This window comes from Desulfuromonas acetoxidans DSM 684 (genome assembly GCF_000167355.1).
Lineage (GTDB): Bacteria > Desulfobacterota > Desulfuromonadia > Desulfuromonadales > Desulfuromonadaceae > Desulfuromonas > Desulfuromonas acetoxidans.
On the sequence record NZ_AAEW02000017.1, the window covers coordinates 88,379 to 94,913 of the forward strand.

General features: G+C 58.9%; 5 protein-coding genes. All 5 read right to left on the reverse strand.

Annotated features, from left to right (window positions below; all coding sequences use genetic code 11):
• Positions 1 to 4: 4 nt before the first annotated feature.
• Positions 5 to 1,417, reverse strand: a complete 1,413-nt coding sequence (locus tag DACE_RS13415; RefSeq protein ID WP_006002075.1) for a MotA/TolQ/ExbB proton channel family protein — start codon at positions 1,415 to 1,417, stop codon at positions 5 to 7.
• On the reverse strand, positions 1,414 to 2,229 hold the full coding sequence (locus DACE_RS17535; RefSeq protein WP_006002076.1) for a DUF3450 domain-containing protein: 816 nt from the start codon (positions 2,227 to 2,229) through the stop codon (positions 1,414 to 1,416). The genes DACE_RS13415 and DACE_RS17535 overlap by 4 nt, the downstream gene beginning before the upstream one ends.
• A gap of 103 nt (positions 2,230 to 2,332) precedes the next feature.
• Positions 2,333 to 3,739, reverse strand: coding sequence for an APC family permease (locus DACE_RS13425; protein ID WP_006002077.1), 1,407 nt, complete (start codon positions 3,737 to 3,739; stop codon positions 2,333 to 2,335).
• Positions 3,736 to 4,572, reverse strand: a complete 837-nt coding sequence (locus tag DACE_RS13430) for an SAM-dependent methyltransferase (RefSeq protein WP_006002078.1) — start codon at positions 4,570 to 4,572, stop codon at positions 3,736 to 3,738. Before DACE_RS13430 ends, DACE_RS13425 begins: the two co-directional genes overlap by 4 nt.
• A gap of 60 nt (positions 4,573 to 4,632) precedes the next feature.
• Positions 4,633 to 6,535, reverse strand: a 1,903-nt coding sequence (locus DACE_RS13435; RefSeq protein ID WP_006002079.1) for a TonB-dependent receptor domain-containing protein, incomplete at its 5' end; no start/stop codon positions are given.

Below are 6,535 nucleotides of genomic sequence, written 5' to 3' on the forward strand. Positions count from 1 at the left end.
GTTCCTAACCCTGGCACCGTGAAATAATGTTGGTCAGGGCCACGGATTTTTCCTCCATGTCGCCGATGATGTGCTCCACCTGCCGGTTGAGGAAGGTATGCAGCAACATGATGGGGATTGCCACCACCAGACCGAGCATGGTGGTCACAAGCGCCACGGAGATGCCGCCGGACATCATGCGTGGGTCACCGGTGCCGTAGATATTGATGATCTCAAAGGTGCTGATCATGCCGGTCACCGTGCCGAGCAGGCCGAGCAGCGGGGCAATGGCCGCCATGATGTTAAGCAACGGCAGCGCCCGCTCCAGACGCGGCAGTTCCTTGAGAATTGCCTCCTGGAGGATGCTTTCAAGAATCTCCCGTTCTTCGTGGCGGGCACTGATCCCGGCGCGGACCACGTTGTACACCGGTGTGCTGCGCCCCTCAATGAGCTTTTGGCAGGCTTCCCAGTCGTCCTGTTCAGCATATTCGTTGACCTGGTTCATGGTGCGGTCGGTGTTGTCATGGACCTTTTTCAAAAACAGCGCCCGTTCGATGCTGATCAGCACGGCAATCACCGCCAACAGCAGAATCGGCCACACCAGCACGCCGCCGCCTTTAATCCGCTGCCAGAAGGTTTTTTTCTCGGTGAGTTGGGCCAGACCGGCACCGGCCTTGAGATCCAGCGGTGCCAGATCGCTCTTTCCTGCCAGGTAAACATTGAGCAGCTTGCGTTGCGTCCAGCTCAGGGATGCGTTGATGATGGAAAATTCATGACTGGCCGGATGATAATGAAGCAGGGCCGGGCATTCGTGCTCAGCAGCTACGGCCAGAAACGGTCCCACCAGCAGCACCGGACCGGTTTCCTGGATGCCGGACAGGGCGGTGAATTGGGTCTGGGCCAATTGGACCTGGCTGCTCTGCGTCATATCCTCAAGATACAGCCGTTTCATGGTGTCGAAATCGTTCAGACCGGGGAAATAATGTTTGTTGAAAATTTTGTTCAGGGCGCGGGCTCGTTGCGGCTGCAATGCGCTGAAGCACGACGCATCAAGTCTTTCCTGCAATTGCTTGGCGGCCACGCGCACCGCTGCGGCCAGGTTGTTCATGGCTTCATGGTCACGACTCTGGCGGGCCTGCAACGCCGACAGGGCTTTTTCCGCTTTGGCCAGGGTGCGCTCGGTGGTGGCGATGCGTTGTTCCAGTTGGCGGACGGCGCGCTGCTTGGCGGACAGTTCCTGTTTCAGGTCGCGGCGTTCATCGGCAATGGTGCGGGCGGTTTGCTGTTGCCGTTGTTGCTGCTCATTCAACTGCTCTTGCAATTGCTGATACGCGGCGCGAATGTCCGCGGCCCACAGTGGCTGGGCGACGCTCATGACCATGAGTAAGGCCATGAGCGGAGCGACGAAAAGGATCAGGCGTTTGATGGCGATGTTCATGGCTGAATCCTCCCCACGGGCAGCAGGGTTAACGCTTCAGACGTCTGTCCGTTGATCTGTTGTCGTGCCTGATTGAGGTCGGCAACCATTGAATCCGGCAGGTAGACAAAACGCTTTTCCAAAGGATCAAACACCCCGCCCTGTTCGCCGTCAGGCGTGGTAAAAAATAGCGATAGCCGACCGAGTCGTAGCATATCCACCTCACGCTGTTGTTGATCAATGGTGATTTTGTCGCGATAGACTTCGCAGGTGTAGCCGTATTCCGCCTCGACCTGAAACACTTCCATCAAACGGCGGAACTGTTCATGTACGGCGATGTCGCCATCGAGCAGCACGCTGTGCAGGTCATCCAATCGTTTGCGCCGTTCATCGGCGAGAAACGGCTGGCTGGCCGCTAGATTTTGTTCCAGCTCCTGGGCCGAAATTTGAAACCAGTTCTGCAGGCCCTGGCGCAGTTTTTCGGTTTTTTCGGCGCGGCGGGTCTGGGCGTCAATCTGTTCCTGTTTCTGTTGCAGGCGATGATCAAGGCGTTCGACCTGTTGGCCCAACATGGCTTCCTGGCGCGTCAGTTGATCGATTTTCGCCAGCAGGGCGCGCTCTTCGTCACTCCATTGGCGTTGCAAGGTGCGGGTCTGTTGCTCACTGGCCACGGTCTGACTGGCCACATCAGACAGGCCTGCCGCCTGAGGCGTGTTCTCAGCTTTGGCGCTCAGGACGGAAACGCCGCCCAGTAAGAGCAGGGAACACGCGGCAACGACCGGGAGCCGACGAACGCTGCGGATGGATATTTTGGGATATGGTGTGTTTAGCACGAAACTCTCCATCTTCCGCGCTGCCGGGAGAGTAGCCGGAGGTGCGGAAGGTTGTGGGGGATAAAAAGGCGGACGCCAGATGTGCGGCGTCCGCCGTGGACGATCAATTGCCCGGCTCATCCGCGCTCTGGCGGGTGAACACGCCGTTGGTCGTAACCTGACCACGCTGACAGGCGATCAGGTAGAGCAGACCGCCAACGCCGATGGTGACGATACCGGCCAAGCCGACCATGGGGCGGCTGTGGATGGTGTAAACCATGATCCACAGGTTGCCGAGGATGAAAATTGCCGGTGTCAGCGGATAGCCAAAGGTGCGATACGGCCGCGGCAGGTCAGGCGCCAGGCGGCGCAAACGGATCAGGCCGAGCACCGTGGTCATGGCCGACAATGACAAGGTAAAGCCGACGTAAATCAGCAAAGTATCGTAGGCCGTGGACACAATGATACCGATGGCGATCACCGCCTGAAAGGCGATGGCTTCCGCCGGAGTGTGACGTGTTTTGTGGACCTGGGCGCAACGCTGAAAAAACAGGTTGTCGCGCGCCATGGCGAAATAGACCCGTGGCCCGGCCATGATCATGGCGCTGAGCACTGACAGCAGGCCAAGGGCGATGGCCTGGGCAAACAGGGTGCCGATGGTGTTGCCGAACAGGGCGGTGGCCGCACTGAGGCCCACTTCGAGGGTACCGCTCATGGCCTGCGGTGGCAGGGCATAGATGAACACCAGATTCAGCAGTAGGTACAGACCCATCACCAGCACAGTGCCGCCGACTAACGCCAGAGGCAGGTTGCGCTCCGGGCGGGTGATCTCGCTGCCGAGGTAAGCGGCAGCATTCCAGCCGCTGTAGGCAAAGGAGACAAAAATCAGCGACACGGCAAAGCCCGACGCGCTCCAACCGTCTGCGGAGAGCGATTCACCCAGGTGGCTGAAGCTGCCATGTCCCCAGGCAAAACCGCCGATGATGAACAGGGCGATAAAGACGATTTTGAACAGGGTCAGGGCATTCTGCACCCGTTTGCCGAGGCGGACGCTGTGAACGTGGACCAGCGACAGGCCAATCACCGTGGCACAGGCTAACAACGTGACCGGCGACACGCGGATCAGGGTCATGCCGAACGCGTCCAGTTCAAACCAGGACGCGCCGCTGCCGCCGAGAAAGTAGGTGGCAAAGGCGATGGCCGCGGCGGCAATGGGCGCGGAAAAGCCGACAATCAGCGAGATCCAGCCCGACAAAAATGCGGGCAGGGGGCCGAACGCCCGTGACAGGTAGGCATATTCGCCACCCGCCTCGGGTAACATGGCGCCCAGCTCACCGTAGCACAGGGCTCCGGTGAGGGCGAAGGCACCGCCGAGCAGCCAGCACCACATCAGGGTGCCAGGACTGCCCAGCTCGGTGAGGATAAACCCGGACGTGGTGAACACACCGCTGCCGACCATGTTGGCGATCACCAACACCAGGGCCGACAGCAGGCCAATCTGCCGGGTCAGTTGCGGACGGCGAGAACTCATCGCAGAAAATCTCCGACGTAGATCAGGTGTTCAAACGGCAGTTTATCGTCTTCGACTTGGGTCGTGATGGTGTTGAGGGTGCCGCGAATCACCTGCTCTTTGTCCGAGGAACCGGCGTAGAGCACAATGGCCATGGGCGTGATCGCGTCATACTGGGTTTTCAGTTGCTTGACCACCTCGGACAGATTCAGCCCCATGGTAAAGAACACCATGGTCGACTGGGTTTCAGCCAGCTTGGTCAAGGTATCTTTGCCTTTGTAGCCCTCACGGGCACCCATGGCTGCAGTGATGATCACTGAATGGCTCTGGCTACCGCCGGTGATACCGCATTTTAATGCGGCATTAGCGGCATTGAAGCTGGAGATGCCGGGCACCACTTCGGGGTTGAGGTCGGCGAACTCTTTGAGGTAGCCGGTCTGTGGACCGTAGATGGTGGAATCGCCATAATCGAGGATCACCACATGTTTGCCACCAGCGACGGCACTACGGATAATCTGGCGGGTTTTATCCTGTTGGGCGGCGCGTTGCTCGGCACTGCCGCGGTGGCCCATGCGGCCGAACAGGCCATGACCGGCATCGTGCAGTGGCTTGTCGCCGATCAGATCGGCCAGCTTGGCACGGGTTTGTTCAGGGTGCATGGCCAGAAACACATCGGCGTTGACAATGGCTTTATGCGCGCGCAGGGTCATATTGTCGCGGTCGCCGATACCGACGCTGACCAGTTTGAGGGTGCCGGTTTGTGCTGCCATGGCGACTCCGGTGAAGGCCAGCAACACCGTCAGGGTGATATAGGCCAGGACTGAGCAATGTTTTAGACGAAGGTAGTGTGGCATGGTTGACTCCTTGAAAAGAGCGGCCCTTGCGGGCCGCGCAGTTAACTTCGGAAAGTGAGATTAAAAGTGATAGGTCATGGCCAGACGAACATCGCGTCCCGGCTCGTAAACGGCGGTGCTGTCGGTGCCGACACTGGTCTGATCGCTGTAGCGGCGGTCAAACAGGTTGCGCACCGCCAACTGCACGCTTAAGCCGTCAATTGATGTGGTCCACTCGGCTTGGAGATGATGAAGCACGTAGCCACTGCGGTCGATATCGTCTTTGTCGAGACCGGCCATGGCGTCGAGGGTGTAACCGCAGGAAAAGTCTGGCCGTACTTGCCAGGAGGTATCCCACATCAACCGGTCGCCAGTGGTGGCGGCGGTGCGGTTGCCGACACTGGCGCCGATCAGGTCGCCGTTGTCATCTTCGGCGCGGGCACGGGTGTAAGAAACGCTGGTGCGAAAGTCGCTCAGTTGCCATGCCAGACGCAGCTCCCAGCCGTTGACCTCAATGGTGTCATCATTGTAAAAACCGCTGACAGGGGCACCACGTCGTCCGCCGATCTGGGCGATGAGATCGTCAATTTCGGTTTTGAACACGGTCAGTTCGGCTTCGAAAGAATCACCACGACGCAGCAGGTTGTCCCGCTCGAAGCGCAGTCCGCCTTCGTAGCGTTGTGAGGTTTCCGGTTCAAAGCTTTTACCGTAACTGTCCTTGCCCGGTTGTTGGTTGAAGGTGGCATCGTCCACCGCTGAAACCAGCCACTGCACCGGGATAACACCGCTGCTGCGTACCGATTCGCCATAGCCGCCGAACAGGGTCAGACCATAGCCAAGCTCAAATTCGGCACCGGCACTTGGTGATAGTTCATCGCCGTCAATGGTTTCGGCACCGAAATCGGCGGAGTAATCGTCATAACGCAGCCCGGCGGACAAGTGCAGGCGGCCGATGGCCATGCGTTCCTGGATAAACAGGCCGAAAGTTTCGCTGCGATTGTCATCGCCGCGACTGGAGCCGGACGCTTCATAGCTGCCGTCTTCCTGATAGAAATCGCCCCCCACGGTCAACTCATGGTCCGTTGCGCCAAGGGAGAAATGGGCTGTGTTGCGCAGCTCGCCGCCATAGCCTTCGGTTTCCGTTTCCGTATTGTTGTCGCTGTTTTCCAGGGACTGTTCGTTGTGGAACAGGTTGAGACGAACATCGACCAGAGTGGAGGACGGCATGGTGTAGCGGTAGTCCAGCACCTGGGTCTGGCGTTCGCTGATCTGATAGTTGAGTGTCGCGGTATCATCGTAGCTGCTGTCACCGGCGCCCCAGCGGTACAAGCCGCTGTTTTCATTCTTTTCCGCGCTCAGGCGCAGGCTGTGTCCGGCCTGATCCACCAGACTGAACTTGGCAAAATAATCCCGGTCACGTCCGGCCGAACCATGCACCTCGTCGCCGTCGCCGCTGGTGTAATCCTCGCTATTGGTCCCGCTGATATGCACCAGCAGGCCGCTGGTGCCGTAGAGGCCGTAGCCTGTTGCCGCACCGGCGATGGCATCATCGACACTGCTGTGACTCACTTTAAGTCGTGCCCCTACCGGGCGATCACCGGTGCCCAGATCCTGGGCATCCAGGGTTTCGAATTTGATGCTGCCGCCCAGGCCTCCGCCGCCCTGGTCCGAAGAGGGGAGGGTTTCGACGGTCACTGCCTTGAGCAGATCGGCATCCATGCCGCCGGTTGCGCCGCGATGCTGAAACAGGTTGCGCCCTTGAGAGGCACCGTCGATGCGGATATTCAGATTGCTTGCTTCAATGCCGCGCAGATAAAAACGCTGGGCATTGCGGGTGCCGCCGCCGATTTGAATCGCGGGTTCATCGCGCAGCACGTCGGCCATGTCCATGGCCAGATTGCGCTGGGCTTGATCCAAATCGACCTGATGGGTTCGATTTTGTTCAATGCTTGTTGCACTGACTTCCATAGTTTCTTCTTCAATA

What these genes read in the sequence shown, in the direction of transcription:
- DACE_RS13430 (WP_006002078.1), bottom strand. Translation starts at nt 4,572, where the DNA reads ATGCCACACTACCTTCGTCTAAAACATTGCTCAGTCCTGGCCTATATC.
- DACE_RS13415 (WP_006002075.1), bottom strand. Translation starts at nt 1,417, where the DNA reads ATGAACATCGCCATCAAACGCCTGATCCTTTTCGTCGCTCCGCTCATG.
- DACE_RS13425 (WP_006002077.1), bottom strand. Translation starts at nt 3,739, where the DNA reads ATGAGTTCTCGCCGTCCGCAACTGACCCGGCAGATTGGCCTGCTGTCG.